Origin of the sequence: Nocardia takedensis NBRC 100417, assembly GCF_000308695.1 — a bacterium.
Classification (GTDB): Bacteria; Actinomycetota; Actinomycetes; order Mycobacteriales; family Mycobacteriaceae; genus Nocardia; species Nocardia takedensis.
In genome coordinates this window covers 36,767-60,461 of record NZ_BAGG01000109.1, presented here as the reverse complement: position 1 = coordinate 60,461, position 23,695 = coordinate 36,767, and the positions used below count along the sequence as shown (strand labels likewise).

The window sequence follows — 23,695 nt, the reverse complement described above, 5'->3', positions numbered from 1 at the left end:
GTCCGATCACCGTGATGTCGCCCCGCGTCCGCAACGCCTGCCTGGCGGCGGGCACCGGCCTTGCCCTGGTGCTCGGCCCCGCCGCCGCGCCCGCCCTCGCCGAACCGCCCGCGGCGGCGCGGACGAGCGTCGACCGATCGCTCGATCTGCAAGGCGTGCAGAACGCCCGCGACGCGGGCGGCTACCGGACCGTGGACGGACGCTGGGTGCGCACCGGGCTGGTCTACCGCACCGGACAGCTCTCCGGCGCCACGCCCGCCGATCTGGCCGTGCTGAGCGAGCGCGGCGTGACGGTGGTCGACGATCTGCGCACCGTCTTCGAGCGGACCATCGCGCCGGACCGCGTCCCGGCGGGCGCGCGGGCGCAGGTGGCCGACGTGGTGGGGCAGGCCCCGCCGCAGACGCTGCTGACCACCCTGGTCGGCGGCAGCGACCTCTACACCGCATTCGTCACCGCGCCCGGCGCGAACGCCGGATTCGCCTCGATCCTGCGCGACATCCTCACCACCCGCGACGGCGCCGTGCTCTACCACTGCACGGCGGGCAAGGATCGCACCGGCTGGACCTCGGCGGTGCTGCTGACGGTGCTCGGCGTGGACCGCGAGACGGTGCGCCAGGACTACCTGCTGTCCAACCTCTACCGGCACGCCGACGCGAACGACGGCCTCAACGGCGTACAGTCGGCATGGTTGGACGCCGCCTTCGCGCAGGTCGACCGCAGTTACGGCGATTTCGACACCTACGTGCGCGACGGTCTGGGCCTGTCCGAGGCCGAGGTCGCCGCGCTGCGCGCCAAGATGCTCGCCTGAGACAGACGGGCGCGGCTGCCTAGGATGCGGCCATGACGAAGTTCAGGACCTGGGACGGACTCGAGCTCTCCTACCGCGTGTGGGAGGGCGAGGGCACGCCGATCGTGTTGCAGCACGGCGTCGTCGGCGACACCAACGCCAACTGGATGAGCACCGGCGTGGTCGCCGCGTTGCAGGGCATCGGGCGCACGGTGATCTCCCTCGACGCGCGCGGGCACGGCCGCTCGGACAAGCCGCACGACCCGGCGCCCTACACCTGGACCGGGATGGCCAAGGACGTGCGCGCCCTCTACGACGAACTGGGCTTGGACGAGGTCGTGCAGGTGGGCTACTCGATGGGCGGGGTGATCTCGCTGCTGGTGGCCGCACAGGACACCCGCGTGCGTCGCCTGGTGGTCGGCGGGATCGGGTCGGGGGTCATCGACTGCGGCGGCATCGACCGGCGCGCGATCGAGCTCGGGTCGCTGATCGCGGCGATGGGCGACGAGCCCGTCGACGTGCCGCCGCTGGCCGCGAAGTTCCGTTTCCTGGCCGACGTGCTCGGCGCGGATCGGGCCGCCATCCGCGCGGTCGCGGCCGGCTTGGACGACCGGCCGATCGGCGCGCTGGACGGGATCACGGCGCCCACGCTGGTGCTGGCCGGCGCGGAGGATCCGCTGGCCGTGGAACCCGACCGGCTGGCCGCCGCGCTACCCGACGGCCGCGCGGTGGTGGTGCCGGGTGAGCACATGCTCGCCGTGGCCGCCCCCGAATTCGCCGCGGCCCTGGTGGAGTTCGTGAAGTAGGCCGCGCTCAGAAGACCAGGCGCAGCACGTAGTCCTGGTGGATCTGCGTGCCGACGTGGAAGGTCTTGGTGCCCACCCGCTCGAATCCGTGTTTGGCGTAGAACCGCTGGGCGCGCTCGTTCTCCTGGTTCACCCCGAGCCATACGCCCACCGCGCCGTCCTCGCGGGCCCGTTCGAGGGCGGCGCGCATCAGCGCCGCGGCCACCTCGCCGCCGTGGTGGCCGGGCAGCACGTACATCTTGGAAATCTCCACCACCGGCCGCAGGTCGACCGCGGCGGCCACGTCCGGGTCGGCCGGGTCGCCCGCGTGCAGCATGGCGTAGCCGACGATGTCGTCGCCGGAGACGGCCTTGAGCACCGTGCGGGTGGGATCGGTGAGGTATTCGCCGAACCGCTCGCCGGAGAGCACCTCGGCGAGGAAGACGTCGATGTCGTCGGGGGTGGCGTCGGGCGGGCACGCCAGCGGGAAAGTCGCGGCCGCAACGTCACTGAGCGCTTCGGCGTCCCACAGCCCGGCCCGATCGACCGTGACCGGTGTAATGCTCATGGCTCAAGTACAACACGCTCGGGCCGCGCTCCGCCGCGCCCGTCCGACTCGGCGCGCCTGCGGAAGGCGGCGGCCAGGACCAGGGTGAGCGCCGCGCACAGCAGCGGGACGACGAATCCGGCCCGGTAGCTCAGCGCGGCGGTGATCCCGCCCACGACCACCGCCGCGGTCAGCGTGCCCGCGTAGTTGAACAGGTTCAACCGGGCGACCAGCGCGTCCAGGGCCGCACCGGACCGCAGCGCGCCCGCCTCGCCGAAGCACAGCGGCGCGATCACGCCCGTGCCGAGACCGGTGACCGCGAAACCGATCAGGGCGATCGCGGGCCCCGGCGCGAGCAGGACTGCCGCGAATCCGGCCGCGCCGAGCACCGCCGACCCGCGCAGGACCGCGCGCGGACCCTGACGTCGGACCAAGGGGTCGCCGCCGAGGCGGGCCAGCAGCGCCGCCCCCTGGTAGCAGGCAAGGGCCAGGGCAGCGGTCGCCGAGGTGGTGTGCAGTTCCTCGGTGAGCAGCAGCGCGGCCCAACTGCCCACCGACACGTCGACGGCGAAGACCAGCGCGATCGCGAGTCCCAGGGCCAGGAACAGTCGCCTCGGCACCGGACCGCCTCCCGATTCGACGTCCGTGTCCGCCGCGTCGTCGGCCTCGGCCGCACGCCGATCCAGCAGGTACGGCCCGAGGGCGAACCCCGCGACCAGCACCACCGCCACCGCGCCCAGCAGCGACGGGCGCAACGCGATCTCCAGCGCCTCGGTACCCGCCACGTAGAGCGCGCCCGCGATCGACCCGGCGCTCCAGGCCGCGTAGAACGAGGACAGGATGACCGTGCCGTAACCCCGCTGGACGAAGACCGCCTGCATATTCGTGCTCGCGTCCACAATGCCCAACGCGATCCCGTAGGCCCCCATCGCCGCCAGCAGCGCCGCCGTGCCGGGCGCGAACGCGATCGCCGTTCCCGTCACCGCGATCGACAGCAGACCCGCCCGCAGCGTGAATTGGCTCGAGCGGCGCACCGCGAGGTGTTCGGCCGCGACGCTGCCCGCGCCCGCCAACGCCGAGGCCAGCAGGATTCCGGCCGCGATCGTCGCGTCCGACAGCCCGAACCGGTCCTGTTGCTGGGGGAGGTGACTCAGGATCACCGCGAAGAAGAAGCCCTGCGTCGCGAACGCCAGCGAGTCCGCGACGCGGGCCCGACGCAGTTCGGGGCCGCTCGCCGTCATCGCAGGAGGGTAGCGCCCGCCGACCGGACGGGCCACCCGCGACGGCCGCTCCGCTCGTTCCCGGTATGCCGGGGCTCGGCCCGTGCCACTATCGAGGTAGCCGTAAAAGTCGATGCCGCAATCGATTTCACGCCGGGTGGGTTGCTCGGCGAGTGCGGTGTCGCGAGTGGGAAGGGCTCGTCGAGTGAAACAACTGCCGCAGGACTTCTTCCGCGCACCGTACGGTCACTACGCCCGCTGGCGGGCCGAGGGCCCGGTGCACCCCGTCGAATTCAGCACCGGGGCCCGCGCCTGGGTGGTGGTCGGCTACGACGCCGCCCGCCAGGTGCTGCGCGACCCCACCGTCCGCAAGGACCCCGGCAGCGAGGCGGGGGCGATGGTCCGGGGCGGCAGCGGCGGCGGCAGCGGGCTCACCGCCGTCAACCCGAGACTGCTGCGGCACCTGCTCAACAGCGACGGCGCCCACCACACCCGCATGCGCCGCGCGGTGTCGCCGGTGTACGCGCCGGGCCGCGTCGACGCGCTGATCCCGCGCGTGACGGCGATCGCCGAGAGTCTGCTCGACCGACTCGCCGCGGCCGCCCGCGAGAACGGTCACGCGGACCTGATGACCGAATTCGCCTTCCCGCTGCCCATCACCGTCATCTGCGAGATGCTCGGCGTGCCCGTCGCCGACCGCCACCGGTTCCGCTACTGGTCGATGATCGTCTCCGACGCCACCCTCTCCGATCCCGAGGAGATGCGGGTGACCACCGACGCGATCGTCGACTACTTCGACGCCCTGCTCGCCGAACGCCGCGCGCACGGCCGCGCGGACGGCACGGACCTGCTGTCCACCCTGCTGCACGCCCCCGGCGACGGGGAGCGGCTCACCGACGACGAGATCCTCGCCACCGCGTTCCTTGTCCTGATCGCGGGCCACGAGACCACCGTCAACCTGCTCGGCAACAGTGTGCTGACCCTGCTGTCGGAACCCGGGCGCTACCGCGAGGTGGCCGAGCACCCCGACCGGGTGCCCGGACTGGTCGAGGAGATGCTGCGCTACGACGGGCCGGTCAACATGTCCACGATGCGCTACACCACCGCGCCGATCGTCGTCGGCGACACCGTCGTCCCGGCGGGGGAGATGATCCTGGTGGCGCTCGGCTCCACCAACCGCGACGAGCGGCGCTTCCCGGCCGCGTCCCGATTCGACCCGGCCCGAGACCAGACCGGCCACATGGCCTTCGGCCACGGCGTGCACTTCTGCCTCGGCGCCGGTCTGGCCAGGATGGAATCGCGGATCGCGCTCACCGCGTTGCTGCGCCGGTTCCCGGATCTGCGCCTGGCCGTGGACCCGGCGGACCTGCGCTGGCAGGAGAGCCTGCTGTTCCGTGGCGTGCGGGAACTGCCGGTCGACCCGTCGCCCGCGGCGGCGCGCGCCTGAGCCGAGCCGGGCCGGCCGCGGTGGTGCGCAATCTCACCCCGCGCCCCCTTGCGCGGTCTCGGACGGAGGTCACAGCGGTGTTCGCCGAGGACGGACAGGCCGGTTCCGCCGAAATCCGAGACGCCGGCTTTGCGACACGCCAAGGGCGGGTAATCTCGGTGCCCATGACGAGCGGGAACCGCATCGCGATCGTAGGTGCGGGCATTGCAGGCCTAGCCACCGCGAAGGTGTTGAGCCGGGAAGGTTTTCCGATCGAGGTGTTCGACAGGACACCCGATGTCGGCGGCGTGTGGAGTGCCACACGCCGGTATCCGGGCCTGCGGGCCCAGAACTCCAAGAAGACCTACCGTTTCTCGGATCTTCCGATGCCCGAGGACTATCCCGACGTGCCCGACGGCGCGCAGGTACAGGCGTACCTGAACGGCTACGTCGAGCACTTCGGCCTGCGCGGGAGTCTGCGCCTGGGGACCGAGGTGGTCGCCGCCGACCCCGTCGACAGCGGTTGGCTGCTCGAGGTCCGCGACCAGCACGGGGTGCACCGCGCCTCCTGCGATCATCTGGTCGTCGCCAACGGCGTGTTCAGCGATCCGTCGATCCCCGAGTTCCGCGGCGCTGACCTCTACCAGGTAGGCGGCGGACAACTGCTGCACACCTCCAACTTCCACGACCTCGAGGCCGTGCGCGGCCGCACCGTCGTGGTCGTCGGCTACGGCCGCTCGGCCTGCGACGTCGCCGAAGCGGTCAGCCACGTGGCCGCCTCCACCCGCGTCGTGGCGCGGCGCCTGCACTGGAAACTGCCCCGCAAGCCCGGTTTGCGTCAGGACTACGAACGCCTGACCCTGACCAGGTCGGGGGAGGCGCACTTCCGCTACCAGCGCCTGGGCCGGGCCGAACGCCTGCTGCACGGCGCGGGCCGGTCCTTCCGCGACAGCAATTTCGACGTGCTGCGCGAACTGGCCACCAAGCAGATGATGCTGCGCGAACTCGACCTGGTGCCCGACGGGCGTTTCGAGGAGATCGCGCAGAGCGGCGCGAGCCTGACCACCGAGGGTTTCTACGAACAGGTCCGCGACGGCCGGATCATCGTGCACCGCGACACCACCATCGTCGAGATGCTCAGCACCAAGGCGGGGCCCGCGGTCGACCTGTCCGACGGCAAGCGCGTGCAGGCCGATGTCGTGCTGTGCGCCACCGGCTTCAACCAGCGTGTGCCGTTCCTGACCCCGTACACCCAGCGGATGCTCACCGACGAGGACGGCAACTTCCGGCTCTATCGGCACATCCTGCCCGTCGAGGTGCCCAACCTCAGTTTCGCCGGCTACAACTCCTCGTTCCTGAGCCCGCTCGGGGCCGAGGTGGGCGCGCACTGGACGGCGGCGCTGCTGCGCGGGCGTCTGGATCTGCCCGCGCCGGAGCAGATGGCCGAACAGGTCGAGGAGCGGTTGCGGTGGATGGAGGCGGGCACCGGCGGCCACCACGCGCACGGCACCGCGATCACGCCCTTCGCGATCCACAATATCGACGACATGCTGCGGGACCTGAAGTTCCGCCTGCCGTTGCGCACCCGACTGGCGCAATGGGTGCGTCCGGTGAAGCCCGCCTCCTATCGCGGGTTGGGCGCGCGGTCGCGCGGGGCGGTGCCGCCGCCCGCGGGGCCGCCCGCGGCCGAACGTCTCGAACCGCATTCCTCGGGAGCCGATCTCCGCTGAGCGCCCGGCGAATAGCCGGTCGATAGCGGAGCATCCTCGCGGGTTCCGGGCGGCGCTGTCCCGGAACCGATCTCCCGGTCCTGATCGGCGCGGGCGACCGCCCGTTCACCCGTGCGCAACCGGCCGGTTCTCGTTCCGTCCCGGCGCGTCCACGGATTATCACCGACGCAATGTCGAGTCCGGTCTTTGCATTGGTGATAATCCACTGGTGGAGACGCTGGACATGAACCTGCTGGTGGCACTGGATGCCCTCCTGGAGACCCACAGCGTGACCAAGGCCGCCCAGCGGCTGAAAACCTCCGCCCCCGCCATGAGTCGCACCCTCGCGCGACTGCGCCTGATCCTCGACGACCCTTTGCTCGTCCGCTCCGGCCGTCACCTCGTGCCCACCCCGCGCGCCTTGGAGATGCGCTACGAGGTCACCGCCGTCGTCCAGCGCGGACGGGAGTTGCTGGGACCGCGCGACGATCTCGATCCCGCCGCGCTCAAACGGTCCTTCGCGGTGCGCGCGGGCGATCTCGTCCTCGCCGAACTCGTCGGCCCGCTACTGGCGGCGGTCCGCTCGCGTGCCCCCGGCGTCACCCTCACCCTCCGCCCCGACGCCCCCGAGGACACCGCCGCCCTGCGCGACGGCCGCGTCGACATCGAGGTCGGCGTCATCGACCGGACCGATCCGGAGACCACCGTGCAGCGCGTGTTCGGGGATCACCTGCTCGGCGTGGCCGCCCACGACCATCCCCTGGTGACCGGACATGTCACGGTCGCGCGCTACGCCGCCGCCGCGCATCTGGCCATCTCCCGCCTCGGCCGCGCCCAAGGCCCCATCGACGACCGGTTGGCCCTGCACGGGCGCACCCGGCGGGTGGTGGCCACCGTGCCCGACCTCCCGACCGCGCTGCTCACCGTCCGCGCGGGCGGGCTGATCTGCCCCGCTCCCGCCCATCTCAGCGCGAGCGCCGTAGCCGCGTTCGGTCTCGGCACCTTCGAGATCCCGCTGCCCCTGCCCGAGGTCGCGGTGTCGTTGGCCTGGCATCCCCGCCACACCGCCGACAGCGGTCACCGCTGGCTGCGCGAACTGATCCGCACCTTGCTGACCCCCGAGTCGGACGGCGGGCGTCCGCGCCGCCGCTGACCCTCAGCCCGGCAGATCTCCCGCGCCGATCGGACGGCCGAACGGGCCGTTGGGATTGCGCTTGAGGTCATCCAGCATCGCCTGCAATTTGTCGACGTGGCCGTTCTCCTCGGTCGACCGGTACGCGGTCGGCTCGGGCTCGGACCGCGTCTCGGTACCCACGAGGGCCGCGCTCGCCAGACCGCCGCCGGTGTGGCCGTTGCCGGTATGGACAGTGCCCGTGTTGCCGTTGCGGGACTGGCCGGACAGATCGACGTGTCCGGAGTCGTAGTGGCCGTACTCGCCGTGCGCGCTCACCGGCGTCGTGGTGTCGGGGATCGGCACCGGCTCGTAGCGCGGCGTGAACTCGGGCGCGGCCGGTTCGGGCGGCGGCGCGACGGGCGCGGCGGGGAGCGGTTCCACCCAGTCGTGCAGCGCGGGCGGCACCTCCGGCAACCGGCGGTCGAGTCCGGTGTCGGAGGCGAAGGCGGGCAGCCGATCCGAGCCGCCGGTCGAGTACCCCGGGATCGCGCCGTTCACGGCGTCGCCGCGGTTCGGCGTTGTCGTCTCGGTGAGATGCGGCGGCGCGACACGCGGTTCCGGGTGGTCGGCCACGGGTTCCGGGCGGGCGAACGTGGCGGGCTCGGCGAGACCGTAGCGGGACGGGGTCACCGCCGCCTCGGCCGAACCCGAACCGGTGTGCTCGGATTCGTAGCCGCGACCGGTGAACGACGGTTCCGGCGCGCTGTGGCTCACCGGCGCCTCGCCGTACCCGGTCACCGGGGCGGCGGACCGCGAACCGGTGATCGCGGGGGAGTCCAGGTGCGCGGTCGGTACTTCGAGGTGACCGATGCCCGCCGACTCGGTGCGCCGGGGCAGCGGGCTCTCCGCGTGCCCGACCGCCGGATCGACCGGCGACTCGGCCCGCACGGCCTGCGTGGATTCCGCGCGCCCCGCCGCGGCGCGCGGCAGCAGACGTTCGCGGACCTGCCCGGCCGACTTGTCGCGGATGGGCAGACCGCTGTCGACGCGCGGCGGCTGTTCCTGTTCGGCGCGTTCGGCCATCTCGCGCCGCTCGGCCCGGGTGGTGGCCTGCGGGCGGGTGCCGATATCGGCGCGCGGACCGGATTCGGCCCGCAACTCCACCGGCGGCAGTTCGGCCGCGGGTAGCTCGGGCGCACGCCATTCCGTCGGGCGCGACGCGGGGGCCGGACGCGGTTCCGCGGCGTGCGACCCGGCCGGGACGCGCTCGGACGGCGGGGTCCGGCGAGGCGGCGGAGGCGGCGGGGACTGATGCGTCGACTCCACGGGGGTGGCGTCGACGAACTTGGTCGCGTCCAGGCGCGCGCCGAACTTGGCGACGTCGCGTTCGGTGCGGAACGCCCAGGCTTCCAGCTTCGCGAGACGGATCGCCAGACCGTTCTCACTCGGCAGTTCGGCGTCGAAACGAGCCGCGACGTCATCGAGCCTCGCGCTGACATCGCGCAGCGTGTGCGCGATGTCGGACAAGATCTCGCCGATCGACTCGGAGTCGCCCTGCCCGTGCTCCATCCTTACCTTCTTCCCCGTTCGCGGCCACGGTCTCCGCCATGGCCGGCCGATTCTATCCGCCAACCGTTCTGGGTGCGGGACGAGAGTTCCCCTACGGCTGCCCGGGCAACCCGAGCCGGGTCGATCGGCCGCCGCGGCCCCCTCGGTGCGGCCTCGACGGCTCGCCCGCGGGCCCGGCGACGCGCGGGATCGCGCTGGTCGACGGGCCGTGTCGCCGGATTGGCGGCAAAGATCAATCGAGGGTCGAATCTGTGGCGATCCTCTCGCATGTCGCTACGAAATCCCCTGTGATGCACCACACATCGCCTGGTCGAGCCGGAATCGGCGGGCGTGGCGCGCGCGAACGCGGGGTATAGGGGGCTGGCGGGCGGAGCGAGTTGGGCGCACTCTTGATCTATGGAGTAGGTCGCGGAGACCGGCGGTGTTATGGGTCAGGGGCGTGATCGCGTGAGGACGCAGCAGCGAATGGATCGGACGTGTGGGCGTCGAGCGGTGCTCGCCGAATTGGGAATGGGTGAGCGGGAACTCGTCGCCGCCGAACCCGCGCTGTCCGAGGCGGACAGATCCCGCTTCAGTTGCCGCTGTCCGGGATGCGCTGACGCGCAATGGGATATCCAACGCCTCAAATACTGGCTGTGCGGCAGGCTGGTCGCATTCGGCGCCGACACCGCCGAAGTCGACCAGCGCGTCGGCATTCACCGCGTCGACATCCTGTGGCGCGTCGACGGACGCCAGTACGCCATCGAGGTCCGCGGCGGCCCCTTGGACCGCGCGCTGGCCCAGGAACACACCGCCCGACTGCGCGAAGCGGGCTGCGACGGCGTGCTGTGGCTGTGCCAGCCCGGCTACTGGGTCGCCCACGTTCCCGCCCTCGGCATCGCCGACTTCGCCCCGCCCGCCTGTGATTACCTCGCCGAGACCGGCATGCTGGACGCGGGCGACTCCGCGCTCGCGGTCGCGCGGCGCACCCCGTTCGAACTGCGGGAATTCCTGCGGGGCTGGGTGACGGGGCAGATCGTGTGGGGGTATCGCGACGAGGTGACGGGAGGCTGGGCGAGCGTGCAGGACTGGGAGCACCACACCAGAACGCAGGCGATGGTCATCGCGCGCCAACGTCAGGAACTGGTCAACCAGCGCACCGCGCTCGCGTTGTCCCGCAAATCGGTGCGCGACAAGCAGAAACAGGTGATGAAGCTGACCACGCGCCTCGAGCGCGCCGAACTCGACGCCCAGCGGCAGGCCGACTCGCTGGCCGAGGTCAGCCGCAAACTCGCCGACCACCATCGCGTCGACAACACCCTGCGCGCCACCATCGCGCGCCTGCAACAGACCATCGGGCACTGGCAGCTGATCACCTATTGCTCGATGATGTTGATCGTCACCTTCCTCGCCGCGGCGATGTTCGTGGCGTGAGCCGCTGACGGCTCGGGTGGTCCGCGCCGCGGTGCCGACACGGTCGGGGATGGTCGGCACCGCGCGCCTACCGGCGGCGCAGGGTGAACGGCGCGCGGTCCCAGCGCCAGTCGTGTCGCAGCGTCAACGCGATCAGATCCAGCAGCGTGGCGTCCACCTCGTCGGCGAGGGTGCGCACCGAACTCCAGAACACCGGCCCGCTCGCCAGCAGATCCACCAGACGGCTCTCGAACTCGGGATCGACCGCGCGCCGCACCAGATCGTCGACCCCCGTGCGACTGCCCGTCCACACCATCCACCCCCACCCGTTGGCGTGCGCGAACTCCCGGCCCGCCAGCGCGGCGCGGCGTCGGAGGTGGAAACCCAGATGCCCCAGCGGTTGCACGTCGATCAACACCGCGCGCCCGTCGGTCAACCGCGCGACCGCGCTCGGATGGGCGATCCGCCGCTCACCGTCGACCAGGTACTCCACCGCGCACGGCGTCTCCTGGAAGGTGTCGACCAGCTCACTGGCCGTCAGCGCGTGCAGCAGCGACGCCTCCAACGCCGAATCGAAGGCCACCTCCCGCCCCACCTTGTCCAGATAGAACCGCGCCCGGGACTCGTCGTCGCCGTCGACCACCCGCGCCGACTTCCCCGGCAGCGCCGCCGCCGCACCCGCGCTCGGCCACTCGACCTGCTCGAACAGCGGAATCGCCGCACCCGGCGTGGACACCTGATGCAGTTTCGCCAACCGGTGCCGAGTCTTCTTCTGCCACGCCATGATCCGCTGCATCACATAACCGGCCACCCGTTTGGCGTCCTCGGGCGCGTGGCCCGCGATCCGCAACTTCAGGTAGGCCCATTCGTTGGCCGCCAGATCGGTGTCGGTCGCGTAGGTCTCCACCAGCAGCGCCCGCACCGACTCCGAATCGCGCGCGTCGAGCGGATACCGCCGCGCGAACACCTTCCCGGCCTTGTGCCCGCCGACCGCCGCGTCCCGCAGGATCTGTCCCACCGCCCGCGTGTGCAACTGCCGCACCCGGTCACGCGCCAGATCGAACCTCGCCCCGATCCGTGCCGGCGTCTGCGGCCGCTCCCCGGACACCCCCAACCGCGACCCCACGATCTCCGCGTCCCGCTTGCGCCGCACCCCCAACTCCTCGATCAACTCCCCGAGCAGCTCGTTGACCTCCTCCAACCCGAAGGACACCGCGTCGGCGACATCGAGCTCGGCCTCGTGCACATCCCGCTCCACCGTCACACCGCACCCCTGTCGCCGCACGCCATCAGCGCAGACTAACCCCACCCTCCGACAACCCACCCCGGACACGACAAAGGCCCCGATCAGCTGTGCTGATCGGGGCCTCGGCCTCGCATGGTGCGCGATACTGGGATTGAACCAGTGACCTCTTCCGTGTCAGGGAAGCGCTCTCCCGCTGAGCTAATCGCGCGAGGTGGAGACGGGAATCGAACCCGTGTGCACGGCTTTGCAGGCCGTTGCCTCACCACTCGGCCACTCCACCGTGCGAAGGGGGAAGGCGGTGTATACTGCCAAACCCTACCTTTCGAGCGGATGACGGGATTCGAACCCGCGACCCTCACCTTGGCAAGGTGATGCGCTACCAGCTGCGCTACATCCGCATTACACTTCCGCGCCCGCTTCCGGGCCTCCGTGGTGCGAGACAGAACATTAGCGGACGCCCGGTGAAAGGTACAAATCCGCTGGTAGAACGCCCGGGAACGCCCTTGTGACGCCTGTGGCCGCAGTGACCCCTGCGATTGTGCGTGTCCGTGATCCGAATCGAAACGCCGCGCTCGCCCGCCGCTACACCCCCGGAACTCGCCGCTCCCCCTACCGGGCACGCGATTTGGTACCCGCCCGGTACCCCGTGCTAATGTTCCATCTCGTTCGGCCGACGCCCACGCGTCACCCGAACGCCGCCTCACGGCAACCCCGGTCCCATAGCTCAGCGGGAGAGCGTCCGCCTCACACGCGGAAGGTCGCTGGTTCGAAACCAGCTGGGACCACTTTTTGTGCCCAGGTCAGGCTATTTCTCCGAGGAGACGCACTACGCGCAAGACGTGCGTCCCAGGCCATGCACGACACGCGCATCGTGGCGGTCGCGAATCTCGATGGCGGCCTGTGGGATTCGGTCCTCGACGAGGGAGTGGATCGTCCGCTGATGCTCGTCAGTGGGAACGGCGAAGAGCGTGTCGACATCCCAGGGGGGCAACAGTTCTGGAATGCCACCCGCGGACCGAAATTCCATTTCCGTCGTTGTCGGTCGTAGGTCTGGTCAGCATTCGGTGGGGCGGGGGTTCCGTGGAGGCGGGCGTCGATCCAGGCGCCGAGTTCTGGGTAGCCGGTGACGTAGCCGATGAGGTGTTCGCCGCCGACGACGCGGAACAGGGCGGGGACGCCGCGGGCGCATTGCTGGTGGTAGAGGTGTTCGACGTCGGCCAGGGGGATCCAGGGGTCGTGGATGCCGTGGTAGAGGTAGAGGGGGACGGCGGCGGTGCGGTCGCTGAGGTCGAGGCGGTCGAACATGTCGGCGGCGAAGGGGCTGTCGAGGACGTCGGCGGTGTCGGCGGCGACGTCGATGGGCAGGCCGACGATGCCGAGCGGGCCGGAGGCGTCGCCGCAGATGTCGCGGATCGGTGAGGTGGCCACCCACTGGGCGAGATGGTTCATGTGGCCGAGGATTTCGGGGTGTTCGCGGGCGACGGCCAATGCGACGGTGAGCAGAATGCCGGAGGAGATGTTGCCGTCGAACCGGTGGGCCACGTTGGTGTTGTCGGCGACGAGTCCGCCCGCGGCCGCGCCGACGAGCAGGCCCGTCAGTTCGGGCGCGTATTCGCCGGCCAGCATGGCGGCGGCGTAGGCGGCGATGGCGCCGCCGGAGTAGCCGATGGCCACGTAGCGGCTCTCGCCGAATTCGGCGGGCGCGACGGCGCGGACGGCGCGGATCGAGTCGAGCATGACGTGACCGGCGATATTCGGTTCGGCGCAGGCCATAAACGGGCCTTCGTGGTCGGGCATGACGACCGCGTCGCCTTTGCTCAGCGCCCACCACACCGACGGCAGGAAGACCGGGAGGTCGGTGTTCGGGCGGTCCAGGATGTTGTGTGACAGTTGATATCCGGGCGTGCAGTGCGCGCCGAGGGAGTTGATCGGCATCGCGCTCACCTCCACCGGACGCGGCCCCGGCCCGGTCCACGCGGCCGCGGGCACGATCAGGGTGGCGGTGCCGAAGGACGGGGCGCCCGTGGCCGAGGTGGTGCGGAATTTCAGCAGTGTCGCGCGGGCGATGGGGGTCGCCATCCGCTGGGCGGTCATGGCCGTCACGTCCCGGGTCTCGATGATCTGACCGGGGGTGAGGGCGTCCAGGCCCGCGGGCCGGGCGTCGAAAAACGGGTCGTCGGTGGCGCTGGGCAGCACCGCGCGCCACAGTGCCTCGTTCGAACCTTCGGCCAGGTGCGGCGGGGCCGTAACCGTCTGGTCGATCCACTGTTGCAACGGCGAGGCCGGGTTGTCCGGCGGTTCCGCTCGCGCGTCGAGTGGTTGCGCGACGAGCGACGCGCAGCCGACGAGCACTGTGACCGCGATTGCCCTTGAACCCTGCTCTCCGATCGCTGGAGGAAGCCCGAATGATCGCTCGACGCCGACGTCCGCTGCGCACCCTGATCGTCACGACCGCCGTCGGCTGCCTGCTGCTGACCGGACAGCACGCGGCGGTAGCCGAGAGTGAGCAGGGACCCTCGGATCTCCAGCGGGGAATCGACGCGGTGATCCCGCCGCCGCCGCTGCCGGACGCGCCGTCCCCGCCGACCGCGGACCTGCCGCCCGATCTGGCCGCGCTGTGGCAGGCGGTGCAGTCACCGCCGACCAGTGACCCCTTGTTCGACACCTGGCCGCAGAACTTGGCCGCCTCGCAACCCGGTGAGCTGCTCGAACAGCGCGAGGTCACCGCGACGGCGGCCGAATTGCTGCCGGGGGCGGTCGGCCGGGCGCGCCTGGTGAAATTCCGGTCCACGTCGGCGACCGGCGCTCCCTCCTACGGCACCGCGACGCTGATCACGCCGCCCGCCCCGTGGACCGGGCCGGGTGCGCGGCCGGTCCTGGTCGACGCCCTGCCGATCAACTCCCTCGGCAAGCGCTGCACGCCCAGTTACGCGCTGGCGCACGGCCTGCTGAGCCGCGGCAACGTCACCGAACTGTTCCCGCCGACGAGTGCGTGGGCGCTCGAACGCGGGTACGCGGTGCTGATCCCGGATCACGAGGGCCCGTGGATGGCCTACGGGGAACCGAATGTCGCCGGGCACGTCATCCTCGACGGCATCCGCGCCGCGCGGTCCCAACCCGAGGGCGAATTCGCCGAGAGCCGTTTCGCGGTGGGCGGTTACTCCGGCGGCGCGATCGCCTCCTACGCGACCACCATGCTGCTCGACGAGTACGCCCCCGAGTTGTCCGGCGTGCTGGTCGGCACGACCACCGGCGGCCTGGTCACCGACAATCGCGTGATCGCGGACCGCTTCAACGGCAATTTCGCCTCCGGCGTCCTGCTGGTCGTGGTATTGGCGATGGCGCGCGAACATCCCGAAATCCTCGGCCGCCTCAACAATTTCGCGCAGTGGGTGGCGACCTCCCCGGTGAAGAACGCCTGCGGCGAGGTGGACGGACCGCTCGGCGTCGTCGGCACGCCGATCGACGTGGTCGCCGATATCGCCGACCCGTTGCGCAGCGATATCGCCGACGAGATCTTCACCCGCACCGACCTCGGCGATCGCACCTCCGCCTCCCCGCTCTACGTCTACCACGCGGCCCACGATCTCTGGATCCCCTTCGAAGGCGCTCAGCAGCTCTACCGTGAGCAGTGCGATCGAGGCGTGCGCGCGGTCTTCCGCGCCGAACCCGGCGAACACGTCATCGGACTGGCCACCGGCTTTCCCGGTGCGTTCGCCTGGTGCGAGGCGCGCCTGCGCGGTGAGCCCGCTCCTGACGAATGCCCCTGAGCCGCTGGAGATCACGATCGACGACGAGCGCGGTAGCCGTGCGGTGATCCGTTGGCGGTGGTACCGTCGCCTTTCCGAGAAACAGTAACCGCGTTACCGTTGCCTGACTTCGTATCGCGCAGGCGGTCCGGTGGTATCTCGGCGGTGACGAGGAGGCGATCCATGAACGAGCGGCCGACGGTCTTTCTCGAGGGCGCGCAGGAGACGTTCCTGGTGCTGCTCGACGCGCGCGAGCGCTACGCGCTGTGGCCGTCGTTCGCGGAACTGCCCGCCGGGTCGCGCGTCGTCTCCGGCGCGGCCAGTCGGTTCGCGTGTCAGGTCTACCTCGAAGTGGCCGACACCGGATTCGCGTTCTGAGGGGCCTTCCCGGTGAACACCTAGATCGCCACTGCGCGTGCGACTTCGGTCGGATTCTCGCGCTTCCCGATCGGTCACCCTCGGGCGGCGGTGATGTTGCGCGCCGCGGTCACGGAGATCGACTGTCCTGGCCGCTCGGGGAAAGAGTACCCGCGTTGGACAGGTGCATTGACACTCGATCAGACGCATGTCTATTTTTGCGGGGAGCGGAGGTGGGTCGATGCGCAGTCTGGTCCTCGGCGCGAGCGGATTCCTGGGCTCGCACGTGACGCGCGGTCTGGTGGAACGCGGCGAGTCGGTGCGGGTGCTGGTGCGCGAGACCAGTTCGCGGCGCGCGCTCGAAGGATTGGATGTCGAGGTCGTCGTGGGCGAACTGGACGACATCGCGACGGTGCGGGCGGCGATGCGCGACTGCGCGGTCGTCTACTACTGCGTGGTCGACGCGCGGGCGTGGTCGCGCGATCCCGCGCCGCTGTTCCGGACCAACGTCGAATGTCTGCGGACGGTTCTCGACGTGGCGGTGGAGGCGGGGTTGGACCGCTTCGTGTTCACCAGTTCGGTCGCCACACTGCCCCTCGGGGATCGGGTGATCGCGGAGTCGGACGGTCCGCACAACTGGGCGCGTCTCGGCGGACCGTATGTCCGGTCGCGCGTGGAGGCCGAGCGACTGGTCCTGGACTACGCGCGGGAGCGCGGGTTGCCCGCGGTCGCGATGTGCGTCGCCAACACCTATGGCCCCCAAGATTTCCTGCCCACGCCGCACGGCGGGTTCGTGGCGGCGGCCGCGCGCGGCAAGTTGCCGTTCTACGTGCGCGGCGCCGGGGCGGAAGTGGTCGGTGTCCGCGATGCCGCGCAAGCGTTGATCCTGGCGGGGGAGCGCGGCAGACCGGGGGAGCGCTACATCGTGTCCGCCGGGTGGCGGGTGACCCGTGACCTGCACGATTTCGCCGCGTCGGTCACCGGCGCGCCTCCCGCCCGGTTCGGCATTCCTCGTCCGGTGTTGTGGGTGGCGGGGGTGATCGGCGAACTCGTCACGCGGGTGACCCGCGAGGACGTTCGGGTCACCCGCACCACGATGCGTCTCATGCACACCATGACCCCACTGGACAACACGAAGGCGATCCGCGAACTCGGCTGGTCGCCGCGACCGATCGAAGAGGCCGTCACCGAGGCGGCGCTGTTCTTCACCACCCGGCGTCCGCGCGACGGGTCCGCCGCCGCGACGGCACCCGGAGGCCGGAAACGATAACCGCGACCTTGCGCTCGGTCGGCGTTCCGCGCGGCGTCGTCGCACCGCGACCTGCTTGCCGGTGTCCGGACCGGTGCGGAGTGCGGTCCGCACGCTCGCCGGCACCTTCGATCATGGCCCGGACTTCGAGGTCGTCCGCGTGGACCGCTCCGAAATGCGGGTGCGCGCCCGACCGGGACATGACCAGGACCCAGCAACGTGGTGTTGCGTTCAGCTGATCGCCGGCCTGTCCGAGACTGAGTGTCCGATCGATCCCTGGAGTGGCCCGTCGGTGGGCCCGGGGTGCGGTCGTGCCCGCAACACGCTCCCTACCTGGTATTTCAGGGGATTCTCCGGCCGTCGGTGAATACCACGAATCCATTGAGTCGTACATGTGACTGTGCTAACGTCCAGACACTCGTCTAAACATCTGTTTGTATCGAATGCGAGGCATTTCTCGTGACTTCAGCTCACTTCTGGCGAACCACGAATTCCGGACTCGGAAGACGCTTTCTGCTCCCCCTGCTGGCCGCGACCCTGGCGGTGAGCGCGTGCGCGGGGGCCGAGGACGATCCGGTGTCGAAGGCGGAGCAAGGCGTGACGACCGAACTGCCCGCCAAGCCGGCGTCGGGCACACCGGTCAAGATCGGCTTCCTCAGCCCGGAGGGCGGGCCGCTGGGGCAGTTGCCGGACGCGCGCGCCGCGGCCGAAGCGGCGACGAAATACGTCAACGAGAATCTCGGCGGCATCGCGGGCAGGCCCATCGACCTGGTCGTCTGCAAGGAGAAAGAGGACCCGGCCAGCGCGCGGGACTGCGCCAACCAACTCGTCGCGGCCGGCGTCGTGGCGGTCGTCGCGCCCGCCACCGGTCAGGGCGACGCGGTCGTGCCGGTGATCGCGGGCGCGGGCATCCCGTACGTGACCACGGTCGGTCCCAGCGGCGCGGAGATGACGACGCCGAATTCGTTCGTGCTGTCCGGCGGTGTGCCCGCGGCGTTCGCGGGCGCGGCGAAATACTCGGCGGCCCAGGGCTACAAGCGGGTCGCGATCGTGGCCAACGACGCCGGATCGGTCGTCGCGAGCATCAAGACGCTGGCCGACCCCTCGTTCCAGGGCGCGGGCGTCGCGGTCGACACCATCGGCGTCCCGGTCGGCACCCCCGATATGACGCCGCAGGTCAGCGCGGCGTTGGCGCAGAAACCCGACGCGGTGTTCCTGGTCGGGGAGAGCGGGCTGTGCACCGCGGTGCTCCGGTCGCTGGACACGCTCGGGTCGAAGGTGGACAAACTGGCCGTCTCCACCTGCCTGGGGCAGGACGTGGTCGAAGCCGCGGGCACCGCCGCCGTCGAAGGCGCGCACGTGATCTCCTCGGCCGAAGTGGTCTCCGACGACCCGGACACGGTGCTGTTCCGCACGGTGATGGCGAAATACGCGCCCGACACCGACCTCTACGGCTTCGCCTTCTCCGGCTACCAACCGCTGCTGGGACTGGTGCGCGCCGTCCAGAACGTGCAGGGCGAGTTCACGCCCGCGGCGGTGAGCGAGGCGTTGCGGGCGGCGCGCCAGGTGCCGGTGCCGCTGGGCAGCGGACTGACCTTCACCTGCGACGGACAGCAGGTCTTCGTGCTGACCTCGGTGTGCGGGCGCGGCGCGATCGTCACCACCGTCCGCGACGGCAAACCCGCTGACCCGCAGGTCATCCAGTAGATCCGGGACAGTCGGCGGGCGCGTGAGCGAGAGAACGTAGATGGACGATCACATTGCATTCCTGGCCCTCGGCCTCGGCAACGGCGCGGTGTACGCCGCGCTGGGCATCGCCTTGGTGATGACCTTCCGGTCCTCGGGCGTGGTCAACTTCGGCACCGGCGCGATCGCGCTCTATGTCGCCTACACCTTCGCCTATTTGCGCAAAGGCGACCTGCTCGTGCCGATTCCCGGCCTGCCGAAAACGGTGTCGCTGGGCGGGCCGCTGGGCGTCGCGCCCGCCATGGCGATCTCGCTGGCGATCGCGGCGGTGTTCGGGGCGCTGCTGTACGCGGTGGTGTTCCGTCCGCTGCGCCACGCCTCCGCGGTGGCCAAGGCGGTCGCCTCGCTCGGGGTGATGCTCATCGTCCAGGACGTGCTCGCCCAACGCGTCGGCACGAAACCGGTGGCGCTGAAACCGATCTTCGCCACCGGCACGGTCTCCCTCGGCGACTCGCACATCCCCGTCGACCGCCTGATCCTGGCGGCGGTGATCGTGCTCATCGCGGTGGGTCTGGGCGCGGTCTACCGGTTCACCCGGTTCGGGCTCGCCACCCGCGCGGCCGCGGAGACCGAGCGCGGCGCGGTGCTGAGCGGACTGTCACCGGACCGGATCGCGGTGGGCAACTGGGCGATCGGCACCGTGGTGGCCGGTGTCGGCGGCATCCTGATCGCGCCGATCGTTCCCTTGGTTCCGCTGTCCTACACGCTGTTCATCGTGCCCGCGCTGGCCGTGGCCTTCGCGGGGAATTTCGGTTCGCTGACCGTCACGGTGTCGGCCGGACTGGCCGTCGGCGCGCTGCAGGGCGAGATCACCCACCTCCAGGTGAGTGTGAGCTGGTTCCCGAACACCGGGATGAGCGAACTGGTTCCGCTGCTGCTGGTGCTCGGGGTGCTGCTGCTGCGCGGCGCCTCGCTGCCGAGTCGGGGCGCGGTGGTCTACCGGTCGCTGGGCCGCTCACCCCGCCCGCGGATGATCCTGCCCGCCGCGCTGGGCTGGAGCCTGGTCGGCGTGGCGGCGCTCGTGCTGACCTCGGGCACCGTGCGCGCCGCGCTGATCGTGAGCTTCGTCCTGGCGACCATCGCGCTCTCGCAGGTCGTGGTCACCGGCTTCGCCGGACAGGTCTCGCTGGCCCAGCTCACCCTGGCCGGTGTCGCGGCGTTCCTGCTCAGCAGATTCGGCACGCAGATCGGGCTGCCGTTCCCGATCGCGCCGCTCGCGGCCGCGGCGGTGACCGCCTTGATCGGCATCCTGTTCGGGCTTCCCGCGCTGCGGACCCGCAGTCTGCCGTTGATGGTGGCGACCCTGACCCTGGCCGTGTTCCTCGACGCCTTCTGGTTCCAGAACAGCGAATTCAACGGCGGACTCACCGGGGCTCCGGTGCAGTCGCCGACGCTGTTCGGACTGGATCTGGGCATCGGGGCCGGACAGGACTATCCACGCGCGGCTTTCGGGCTGCTGTGTCTTGCGGTGCTGGTCGCGGTCGCGGTGGCCGTCGCCCTGCTGCGGCGCGGCAGGCTCGGCGCGGCGATGCTGGCGGTGCGCGCCAACGAACGCGCGGCCGCCGCGGCGGGGGTGAGCGTGCGCCGAACCAAACTGCTGGCCTTCGGTTTCGGCGCGTTCGTCGCCGGACTCGGCGGCGCGCTGCTGGCCTACCAGCAGACCCTCGTCACCGCGCCCACCTATTCGGTGTTCGCCGGCCTGGGCCTGTTCGCCGTCGCCTACGTCGCCGGGATCACCTCGGTCACCGGCGCGGTGCTGGCCGGCCTGCTCGCCTCGGGCGGCTTCGCCTTCACCGTGCTGAACGAGAGCCTGGACCTGGGCGCCTATTACGCCTCGATCAGCGGGCTGCTGCTGATCGCGACCTTGATCTGGTACCCCGACGGTTTGGCGGGGCGGATCCACGACCTGGCGGCGCGCATTCCGCTGCCCGCGCGTCGGGACTCGCCGAACTCCACCGAGCGGGCCGCGCCCGTGCCCGCCGCCCGGGCGGCCACCAGCGACCTGGCGTTGCGGGCCGAAGGGGTGAGCGTGCGCTACGGCGGCGTCGTCGCGGTCGACGAGATCTCGCTGTCGGTGCGGCGCGGGGAGATCCTCGGCCTGATCGGACCCAACGGCGCGGGCAAGACCACCCTGATCGACGCGGTGAGCGGATTCGCCGCGGCCACCGGATCGGTCGAACTCGACGGACGCGGGCTCGACGGCCTGTCCCCGGACCGCCGCAGCCGCGCCGGACTCGGACGCTCGTTCCAGGGCATCGAACTCTACGACGACCTGACCGTGCGCGAGAACGTCGCGGTCGGTCTCGCGGCCGCCGCCGACCGCGACGAGGACGCTGTCCTGTCCGGCGTGTTCGACCTGCTCGACCTCGCGGCGGTGGCCGATCGGCCCGTGCACACGCTGTCGCAGGGGCAGCGGCAACTGGTCGGCGTGGCCAGGGTGCTGGCGGGCGCGCCGACGCTGGCCCTGCTCGACGAACCGGCCGCGGGCCTGGACACCGACGAAAGCCGCCTGCTCGGAACGCGATTGCGGGCCGTGCGGGACGCGGGCACCGCGCTGGTGCTGGTCGACCACGACATGGAACTGGTGTGGGAGGTCTGCGACCGGGTCGTTGTGCTCGACCTGGGGCGGGTCGTGGCCGACGGGCCGCCCGCGCGGGTGCGCGCCGACCCGCGCGTCATCGAGGCATACCTGGGACGGCCCACCACGGAGGCGATCTCGTGACCACCCTGAGCTGCCGCGGCGTGTCCGCGGGCCACGCGCCGGGCCGGCCCTGCGTCCGGGACGTCGACATCGACATCGCCGCGGGCGAGGTGGTGGCGCTGCTCGGACCCAACGGCGCCGGCAAGACGACCCTGCTCACCGCGCTGGCCGGTCTGCTGCCCCACCGCACCGGGCGGGTCGAGGTCGGCGGAACGCCGCTGCGCGCCGCGCGGGCGCGGGCCGCCGCCAGGAGCGGACTGGTGCTGGTGCCGGACGACCGGGCGCTGTTCTGCGGGTTGACCACCCGGCAGAACCTCACCCTCGTCGCACGCCGTCGTGCCGAGGTCGACCGGGTCCTGGACCATTTCCCCGCCCTGCGCACGCGACTGGAGGTGCGGGCCGGACAGCTCTCCGGCGGCGAGCAGCAGATGCTCGCGATCGGGCGGGCGCTGGTCACCCGGCCGCGGGTCCTGCTGATCGACGAACTGTCCATGGGGTTGGCTCCCGCCGTGGCGCGCCGCATCCTGCCGACCATCGCGGAGGTCGCCGCCGCGGAGGGGATCGCGGTCCTGCTGGTCGAACAACATCTCGAACTCGCGCTGTCGGCCTCGGCGCGCGCCGTGGTGCTTGTCCACGGTCGGATCGCGTTGCGGTGCGCGTCCGCGGAACTGCGCGCGGACCCGAGCCGGCTCGAGAACGCCTACCTGGGCGACCACCGGCCCGCCTGAGGGTGCGCGAGCGACGGCCGCCCGGCGCGGACCGGGCGGCCGTCGGATCGATCGCCGCCAACCCGACGGGCGATCGATCCGGGAACGCACGACGGGCGACCGGTGGATGTCCACCGATCGCCGGTCGTGCTCAGGCGGTTCTCATCGCGCGAGCGCGGCGCGCAGGTCGGCGATGCCGGCGCGGCGCTCGTAGGCGATCCAGGCGAAGATCGCGGCCAGCACCAGCGGGAAGATCGCCATCGCGGGCTCGCCGGCGAGGAAAGCCTGGGTCGCGGCGGCGAGCACGGTCAGTACGGACAGACCCGCGGCGGCCAGGGCACTGAGCTTGGGCACCATCAGGCCGATGCCGCCCGCGACCTCCACGACGCCGATGAACAGCAGCAGCCCGAAAGGGATCGTCAGATTCTCGGGGGCGTTCTCGATCAGCGTGTGCGGGATGACGAGCTTCGGGCCGCCCGAGGCGATGACGAAGAACAGGCCGAGCACGATCTGCAAGGTCCACAGCACGCGGTTGCGGATCTTGCCGGGACGGTGGGCGGCGGCGTCGTGGGGGAAAGCGGCGGTGGGGTTCGCGGTGGTCATCTCGAGTCCTTCTGGTCGGTCGCGCCGGGTTGGTAGCGCGTTCACCAGACAAGACGGGCGGCCTCGCGAGAACTCATCGCCCGCGCCGAAACTTTTTTCCGCGGGTCGGGCGCGCGGGTCAGTGGGTCCGGGTGAGGGACTCGAAGAAGGTTTCGAGGATGGCGTTGTCGGCGTAGGCGAGCGCGGTGGCGGCGATCTCGGATTCGGTGAACCAGCGCAGGGCCTGCCCCTCGGTGAGGGTGATGTCCTCGATGTCGAAGTCGGCGGTGGTGATGAAGGTGTGCTCGATTCCGAAGTCGAGGACCCGGGTTTGGAGATGGTGGACGTGGCGCGGGTCTAGTCGGATGCCCATTTCCTCGTCGATCTCGCGGACGATGGATTCCAACGGCGTCTCGCCTTCTTCGATGATGCCGCCCGGCAGCGCCCACATGTTCGGATACAGCAGGTCCGGATTGTCGTCGCGTAGATACAGCAGGACCTGGTTGTCGGAGTTCAGCAGGATGATCTCCGTGCCTTCCGTTCTCGCCATCTGACAGGCTCCTTCCGTACGACGCTGCTGGCGGTGGGGATCGCGGGCGGTACCTCGTCGATGTCGTCGACTCTTCGCAGGGTAGAGCGCGAGTCCGCGAATTCGCTCCGACACGACATGATCGGAGAGTTTTCTGTTTACCCCGGTCGGGGGTGGTTGTCGTCGGCGTAGTTCCATTCCGCTCAGCAAACTTCGGTGATCGCGGGCGGAATCGGGTTCGGCGACACGGGGGTCGGATATGTGCCGGATTCCGGGCCG

Annotated in this window: 20 protein-coding genes and 4 tRNA genes; 14 read left to right on the top strand and 10 right to left on the bottom strand. The window is 70.8% G+C overall.

Annotated elements, in window-relative coordinates; translation table 11 throughout:
- Nucleotides 1–14 precede the first annotated feature (14 nt).
- Complete coding sequence (locus ON30_RS23470; protein WP_040710172.1) at nt 15–809, top strand: tyrosine-protein phosphatase; 795 nt, start codon at nt 15–17, stop codon at nt 807–809.
- 32 nt (nt 810–841) lie between these two features.
- Entirely contained in the window at nt 842–1,594 is a 753-nt protein-coding gene (locus ON30_RS23465) for an alpha/beta fold hydrolase (protein ID WP_040710170.1), read from the top strand.
- A 7-nt stretch (nt 1,595–1,601) separates the two neighbouring features.
- Here the strand turns inward: ON30_RS23465 and ON30_RS23460 are convergent, their stop codons facing one another.
- A complete protein-coding gene (locus tag ON30_RS23460; RefSeq protein ID WP_040710168.1) occupies nt 1,602–2,141 on the bottom strand; it encodes a GNAT family N-acetyltransferase in 540 nt (179 codons plus the stop codon).
- Entirely contained in the window at nt 2,138–3,361 is a 1,224-nt protein-coding gene (locus tag ON30_RS23455) for an MFS transporter (protein WP_040710167.1), read from the bottom strand. Before ON30_RS23455 ends, ON30_RS23460 begins: the two co-directional genes overlap by 4 nt.
- A 184-nt stretch (nt 3,362–3,545) precedes the next feature.
- Between ON30_RS23455 and ON30_RS23450 the strand changes: the two genes are divergently transcribed.
- The 3 genes from ON30_RS23450 to ON30_RS23440 all read left to right on the top strand — a co-directional run bounded on the left by ON30_RS23450 (nt 3,546) and on the right by ON30_RS23440 (nt 7,628).
- Nucleotides 3,546–4,787: a cytochrome P450 family protein gene (locus ON30_RS23450; RefSeq protein ID WP_051029843.1), complete on the top strand. Its 1,242-nt coding sequence runs from the start codon at nt 3,546–3,548 to the stop codon at nt 4,785–4,787.
- Nucleotides 4,788–4,951: 164 nt separating this feature from the next.
- Nucleotides 4,952–6,496: a flavin-containing monooxygenase gene (locus ON30_RS23445; RefSeq protein WP_040710165.1), complete on the top strand. Its 1,545-nt coding sequence runs from the start codon at nt 4,952–4,954 to the stop codon at nt 6,494–6,496.
- 208 nt (nt 6,497–6,704) lie between these two features.
- Complete coding sequence (locus ON30_RS23440) at nt 6,705–7,628, top strand: LysR family transcriptional regulator (protein WP_174387553.1); 924 nt, start codon at nt 6,705–6,707, stop codon at nt 7,626–7,628.
- A 3-nt stretch (nt 7,629–7,631) separates the two neighbouring features.
- Here ON30_RS23440 and ON30_RS23435 read toward each other — a convergent pair whose 3' ends face one another.
- Entirely contained in the window at nt 7,632–9,158 is a 1,527-nt protein-coding gene (locus tag ON30_RS23435) for a hypothetical protein (RefSeq protein WP_040710164.1), read from the bottom strand.
- 465 nt (nt 9,159–9,623) lie between these two features.
- Between ON30_RS23435 and ON30_RS23430 the strand changes: the two genes are divergently transcribed.
- A complete protein-coding gene (locus ON30_RS23430; protein WP_245554185.1) occupies nt 9,624–10,571 on the top strand; it encodes a hypothetical protein in 948 nt (315 codons plus the stop codon).
- Nucleotides 10,572–10,638: 67 nt separating this feature from the next.
- Here ON30_RS23430 and ON30_RS23425 read toward each other — a convergent pair whose 3' ends face one another.
- The 4 genes from ON30_RS23425 to ON30_RS23410 all read right to left on the bottom strand — a co-directional run bounded on the left by ON30_RS23425 (nt 10,639) and on the right by ON30_RS23410 (nt 12,194).
- Nucleotides 10,639–11,796 carry a hypothetical protein gene (locus tag ON30_RS23425; RefSeq protein WP_245554184.1) on the bottom strand — a complete coding sequence of 386 codons (1,158 nt, stop codon included), beginning with the start codon at nt 11,794–11,796 and terminating at the stop codon, nt 10,639–10,641.
- A 133-nt stretch (nt 11,797–11,929) separates the two neighbouring features.
- Nucleotides 11,930–12,004 (bottom strand) — tRNA-Val (locus ON30_RS23420).
- 1 nt (nt 12,005) lies between these two features.
- Nucleotides 12,006–12,076 (bottom strand) — tRNA-Cys (locus ON30_RS23415).
- A gap of 45 nt (nt 12,077–12,121) precedes the next feature.
- Nucleotides 12,122–12,194: transfer RNA gene (locus ON30_RS23410), tRNA-Gly, on the bottom strand.
- Nucleotides 12,195–12,509: 315 nt separating this feature from the next.
- Between ON30_RS23410 and ON30_RS23405 the strand changes: the two genes are divergently transcribed.
- Nucleotides 12,510–12,581, top strand: a tRNA-Val gene (locus ON30_RS23405).
- Here the strand turns inward: ON30_RS23405 and ON30_RS41230 are convergent.
- Nucleotides 12,541–13,569, bottom strand: a complete 1,029-nt coding sequence (locus ON30_RS41230) for a lipase family protein (RefSeq protein WP_245554187.1) — start codon at nt 13,567–13,569, stop codon at nt 12,541–12,543. The two genes, ON30_RS23405 and ON30_RS41230, sit on opposite strands and share 41 nt — an antisense overlap.
- A 130-nt stretch (nt 13,570–13,699) precedes the next feature.
- Here ON30_RS41230 and ON30_RS41225 point away from each other — a divergent pair, with 130 nt between their 5' ends.
- The 7 genes from ON30_RS41225 to ON30_RS23355 all read left to right on the top strand — a co-directional run bounded on the left by ON30_RS41225 (nt 13,700) and on the right by ON30_RS23355 (nt 22,326).
- Nucleotides 13,700–13,921, top strand: coding sequence for a hypothetical protein (locus tag ON30_RS41225; protein WP_245554183.1), 222 nt, complete (start codon nt 13,700–13,702; stop codon nt 13,919–13,921).
- 280 nt (nt 13,922–14,201) lie between these two features.
- Nucleotides 14,202–15,566 carry a lipase family protein gene (locus ON30_RS23380; RefSeq protein WP_040710159.1) on the top strand — a complete coding sequence of 455 codons (1,365 nt, stop codon included), beginning with the start codon at nt 14,202–14,204 and terminating at the stop codon, nt 15,564–15,566.
- Nucleotides 15,567–15,728: 162 nt separating this feature from the next.
- Nucleotides 15,729–15,923: an MbtH family NRPS accessory protein gene (locus ON30_RS23375; protein WP_040710158.1), complete on the top strand. Its 195-nt coding sequence runs from the start codon at nt 15,729–15,731 to the stop codon at nt 15,921–15,923.
- Between the two features lie 220 nt (nt 15,924–16,143).
- Nucleotides 16,144–17,172, top strand: coding sequence for an NAD-dependent epimerase/dehydratase family protein (locus ON30_RS23370; RefSeq protein ID WP_040710157.1), 1,029 nt, complete (start codon nt 16,144–16,146; stop codon nt 17,170–17,172).
- Nucleotides 17,173–17,610: 438 nt separating this feature from the next.
- Nucleotides 17,611–18,858 carry an ABC transporter substrate-binding protein gene (locus tag ON30_RS23365; protein WP_051029840.1) on the top strand — a complete coding sequence of 416 codons (1,248 nt, stop codon included), beginning with the start codon at nt 17,611–17,613 and terminating at the stop codon, nt 18,856–18,858.
- Between the two features lie 40 nt (nt 18,859–18,898).
- Complete coding sequence (locus ON30_RS23360) at nt 18,899–21,619, top strand: branched-chain amino acid ABC transporter permease/ATP-binding protein (RefSeq protein WP_040710156.1); 2,721 nt, start codon at nt 18,899–18,901, stop codon at nt 21,617–21,619.
- On the top strand, nt 21,616–22,326 hold the full coding sequence (locus ON30_RS23355; protein WP_040710155.1) for an ABC transporter ATP-binding protein: 711 nt from the start codon (nt 21,616–21,618) through the stop codon (nt 22,324–22,326). Before ON30_RS23360 ends, ON30_RS23355 begins: the two co-directional genes overlap by 4 nt.
- A 141-nt stretch (nt 22,327–22,467) precedes the next feature.
- Here the strand turns inward: ON30_RS23355 and ON30_RS23350 are convergent, their stop codons facing one another.
- A complete protein-coding gene (locus tag ON30_RS23350) occupies nt 22,468–22,908 on the bottom strand; it encodes a DoxX family protein (protein ID WP_040710154.1) in 441 nt (146 codons plus the stop codon).
- A gap of 118 nt (nt 22,909–23,026) precedes the next feature.
- On the bottom strand, nt 23,027–23,437 hold the full coding sequence (locus tag ON30_RS23345; protein WP_040710152.1) for an NUDIX hydrolase: 411 nt from the start codon (nt 23,435–23,437) through the stop codon (nt 23,027–23,029).
- Nucleotides 23,438–23,695: the final 258 nt, after the last annotated feature.

Excerpts from the sequence above, each read along its gene's own strand:
- ON30_RS23470 (WP_040710172.1), top strand. The coding sequence starts at position 15 with ATGTCGCCCCGCGTCCGCAACGCCTGCCTGGCGGCGGGCACCGGCCTT.
- ON30_RS23465 (WP_040710170.1), top strand. The coding sequence starts at position 842 with ATGACGAAGTTCAGGACCTGGGACGGACTCGAGCTCTCCTACCGCGTG.
- ON30_RS23460 (WP_040710168.1), bottom strand. The coding sequence starts at position 2,141 with ATGAGCATTACACCGGTCACGGTCGATCGGGCCGGGCTGTGGGACGCC.
- ON30_RS23455 (WP_040710167.1), bottom strand. The coding sequence starts at position 3,361 with ATGACGGCGAGCGGCCCCGAACTGCGTCGGGCCCGCGTCGCGGACTCG.
- ON30_RS23445 (WP_040710165.1), top strand. The coding sequence starts at position 4,952 with ATGACGAGCGGGAACCGCATCGCGATCGTAGGTGCGGGCATTGCAGGC.
- ON30_RS23435 (WP_040710164.1), bottom strand. The coding sequence starts at position 9,158 with ATGGAGCACGGGCAGGGCGACTCCGAGTCGATCGGCGAGATCTTGTCC.
- ON30_RS23430 (WP_245554185.1), top strand. The coding sequence starts at position 9,624 with ATGGATCGGACGTGTGGGCGTCGAGCGGTGCTCGCCGAATTGGGAATG.
- ON30_RS41230 (WP_245554187.1), bottom strand. The coding sequence starts at position 13,569 with ATGGCCTGCGCCGAACCGAATATCGCCGGTCACGTCATGCTCGACTCG.
- ON30_RS23380 (WP_040710159.1), top strand. The coding sequence starts at position 14,202 with ATGATCGCTCGACGCCGACGTCCGCTGCGCACCCTGATCGTCACGACC.
- ON30_RS23375 (WP_040710158.1), top strand. The coding sequence starts at position 15,729 with ATGAACGAGCGGCCGACGGTCTTTCTCGAGGGCGCGCAGGAGACGTTC.
- ON30_RS23370 (WP_040710157.1), top strand. The coding sequence starts at position 16,144 with ATGCGCAGTCTGGTCCTCGGCGCGAGCGGATTCCTGGGCTCGCACGTG.
- ON30_RS23360 (WP_040710156.1), top strand. The coding sequence starts at position 18,899 with ATGGACGATCACATTGCATTCCTGGCCCTCGGCCTCGGCAACGGCGCG.
- ON30_RS23350 (WP_040710154.1), bottom strand. The coding sequence starts at position 22,908 with ATGACCACCGCGAACCCCACCGCCGCTTTCCCCCACGACGCCGCCGCC.
- ON30_RS23345 (WP_040710152.1), bottom strand. The coding sequence starts at position 23,437 with ATGGCGAGAACGGAAGGCACGGAGATCATCCTGCTGAACTCCGACAAC.